Raw genomic sequence first — 3,770 nt, 5'->3', positions numbered from 1 at the left:
AACATTTTAACGAAAATATGCGCTAAGCAATTTTCGACATAAAAAACGTTGATTTTACTACTCTAAGCGACTTATTCAGTCTCAAAAACGAGGGTATTTGAGATAAATGAAATTCAGCCTAAAATATGCTGAAAATAGCTTGAAATATTTCTCAAAACTCATCTCTGAATCAAAGTCTCAATTGAAACAAATAATATTGAGTTTTGAGAATCCCTTAACGTATAAAAAGGTTAAAATGTGCGCGCTACCCCTATTATGATTAACTCCACGTATGTGAAGAGTTCCGGTTGCATCTATGTGGACTGCCGTGTCCTTTATGTAGGTAGCAATAACCAGGCTGGATGAGTGGACAATAAGGGCACCGTTCTCCACAACTTAATGGCCGTTCATTCTCGCTAATTTTAGTGGATTCATTCTTGGCTGAACCACAATCATGTTGTTCCTCGTTCATATTATTCCTCCCTCATTATAGAAAAACTGTTTAGTCATAATCTAGAATAAGACTAATAATGCAGAGTGACCAATATCTGGTTCAATGCGTCTGGACATGTCGGAGATCGTCTAAGGTTGCATTGATGATAAGTTGGTTTCCGCCAGGCCAACTCACTACTTTTTGTTTAAGCCAATTCATTTCGGAAACAGTTAACCTTAAACTGTTCAAATCAGCAATGAAAGATGTCGGCTCTGGATTTGTTCTAGCGCTTACCATATAGGTTCTAGTATACGCCCATATTTGTTCCATATTAGCCATCGCGGGGCTCCTTTCTGTTATTAGTGACAGCATGTTGTTCTCCATTTTGTGGTCTGTTCATGGAAATATGCATAGGCTTGGTTGCACTGAGGTGCGTGCTGTCCAGCAGGTAAGTTTTTACATGCAGCTTGGTGGATAGTTTGGGCATTGTTTTGGGCATTAATTACTAATTGATATAGTTGTTTACATTCTGTAGATGTGGTATTACAATCCATTGATTTACCTCCTATCGTGGGGATTTCAATGAAGATAATATTCTCAAATTTATAATTAATTATTCTATTGTTATGGTTGCAAATAAATACTTTGCGGTATTTTTATTTGTTAGCTTGATCGCGATGTGACGTGACTCCTATTATAACCTATCACCAATTGGACGGAAGTGGCTTGGTAAAATAGATTGGTACGTTTTGGAGCGACTGAATCTTTTCTGGAATAAGAAAAGAAATGTTCGAAAGAAACATAGTCGTACTAAAGACTTGATGAAGAAAATAACATACACGCTTGTGAAAGTAGGAAGCTAGGATAGACTGAACGCCAAAGAAAGAAGAACATCGGAAAGCTGTATGAGGGAAAATCTCACGTACGGTTTGATGAGGAGAAGCTGGAACGGAAAAGAGATGACAAAGCCATCCCTAAAGAAAATCTATTTCAATTTCTTACTCTACTCTGGTTTAATACATTGGTATGCTAATATACAACCCAACAGGGACAAAAAAACTGATAGATAGAATACATAATTATCAGGTCCCTTCATTAGTAATGCAAATAAAGGTGGACCTGCAGCAACTCCTACAAATCGCATTGAACTATAAAGAGATGTAATAGAACCTCTTTGTTCTTTTTCTACCCCTTCTGTTACTAATGCATCTAAGCTCGGAAGTGCAATACCAATACCTATTCCACTAATTACAAAACTCATAATAATAATATAAATATTTTTAAAAAACACAGGAATTAATAAAGTTATTCCTAATATGAAAAAACCAATACATATAAACCATTTCATTAATGTCTTCTTATTTCCAATCTTTTTTCCTGTTATATAGGATATAAGAGAAAGTGAAGCAAGTGGAATTGCTAATACAAAACCTTTTCGTATCCCTTCTAATTGGTATCGTTTTTCTAAAACTGTAGATAAATAAAAAAGGACACCAAATAAAATAAACATAATAATGCCACCTAATGTAAAGATGGTAAAAAGCCAACGTCCCTTTTCATATAAAATTTGTTTTAGTCTTTGAAGAAAGTCTTTTAATGGTAACACTTCGCTGACTTGATGAGGTGGTTTTACAAAAATAATAACCAGGACAATAGAAATAACACATAGAATTGGAATAAACCAAAACGGCAGAAACCAAATAAATGAAGATAGAAAAGAGCCTAAAATTGGACTTAACACTTTGCCTAATGTATTTGATGTTTCTATTAATCCCAGACCACTACTTACTTGTTTTTCATCCTGAAACATATCACCTACACAAGGAATGACAACAGGCATTGCACCAGCCGAACCAATCCCTTGAATAATTCTTCCTATTAAAATCCACACATAAGGATTTTCAAACCTCCATGATACCCACCCTGTGATAGTTCCCCCTATAGCTGCTATTAATAGGCTGGGGATAATCACTCTTTTCCTCCCCCATTTATCAGATAAATAACCGGCTATAGGGATTAAAATAATAGCAAAAATAGAATAAATCGTAATAATAAGAGAAACTTGCAAATCACTAATTTTTAATTTTTTTTCGATTAATGGTAGCACTGGAATTAACATTGAATTCCCTAGTGTCATGACTAATGGAACAGACGACAGAGCCCACAAACTCATTTTTGTTTTATTGTTTAAACTTATGACTAATCACTCCTTTAATGTTAGTGTCAACTACATTAACATTATGATGCCAAAATATATAAAATATGTATCATAAACCCATATAAATCAAAGCATATAATCTACTTCATCTAAATATAAACAACATCATTTCATTAAAAAGGAGAGACATATCGTCTCTCCTTCATATCCATTTACTATATACAATTAGCGAGTAAATCCACTACCAATTTGTTGTTCAGCCATTGCCACTAAACGTTTTGTAATTTCTCCGCCAACAGAACCGTTTGCAAGAGCTGTTGTATCTGCACCAAGTTGTATACTGAATTAACGCTCACCTCACATTTGCTTCTATGTACACCTTATTAAATCCTTTTTCAATCGGAATAATTGTAAATGTACTTCTATCTTCTGGGATCCAATTAGATGAAGCTGAAATATTGGTACTATCCTCCCATGTTCGCAAGACGTTATCCCTGTTTCAAATTTCCACAGAAATAGAAGAACATTCTTCATTTTTATGCTGTGTAACGACGCTGAGCTTATGTCTCTTTATCTCAGCAAGCTCATCAGAGGTATAACTAAAAATTTCAGATTTTTTTACTGGATTCGAAGTTATCGTTGCCAGTTTTCGCTTTTCTTCCGGTAGTGCATGAAAAAGTTTTGTTAAGTCAAAAGAAGCATTACCTGGTTTTATATTTGGAAATTCCCGTCTAATGTACTTTAGAGCTAAAGGACCATTCATTTGACCACTATTGTCACTTTTTAAGTAATATGTTTGCCAATTCGTAAGCGCAATACCAGTATTCCCTTCATCTAATTGTTTTTGTGTAATATAATACACATCACGTTCATATAGATCTGAGGCATCTGGATTTAAGTCCACTATTATACCAGCTTGCTTAATCAGAAGTTGTTGACCATGTTTTATCGTTTTATATTCAACTTTCCCATCTTTATAGAAAATTTTAATTCTCTTAGAAAAGTTTTGGTTTTTATAATAATCATACACACTAATACCAAATTCTCCTTTGTTAAAAGTAGGAGCTTTGTAAGCACGGTTTTCATTGTTAGCTGTATAATCATTTTTAGCACTTTGTTCTGATAAAAAAATAACAAAAGGCTCTTTTAGAAACGTATCATAGGTATCTCCAAATGTTGTAAGAATCGTTTCTCTTGTAT

At 34.1% G+C, this 3,770-nt stretch carries 1 protein-coding gene and 2 pseudogenes; all 3 read right to left on the bottom strand.

Annotation, left to right across the window (positions count from 1 at the left end; genetic code table 11):
• Positions 1 to 1,415 precede the first annotated feature (1,415 nt).
• Positions 1,416 to 2,585 (bottom strand): MFS transporter, encoded by a 1,170-nt coding sequence (locus V7024_RS22305; RefSeq protein ID WP_335524040.1) that lies wholly within the window; start codon positions 2,583 to 2,585, stop codon positions 1,416 to 1,418.
• 210 nt (positions 2,586 to 2,795) lie between these two features.
• Positions 2,796 to 2,915: pseudogene (locus V7024_RS22300) on the bottom strand (small, acid-soluble spore protein, alpha/beta type); the annotation flags it as partial.
• A 154-nt stretch (positions 2,916 to 3,069) separates the two neighbouring features.
• Positions 3,070 to 3,770: pseudogene (locus V7024_RS22295) on the bottom strand (hypothetical protein); the annotation flags it as partial.

The organism is Bacillus sp. JJ864, from assembly GCF_036963045.1.
GTDB lineage: Bacteria > Bacillota > Bacilli > Bacillales > Bacillaceae_G > Bacillus_A > Bacillus_A pseudomycoides_C.
Note: the sequence above shows the minus strand (reverse complement) of the source record. Positions and strands in the feature narration are given on the sequence as shown.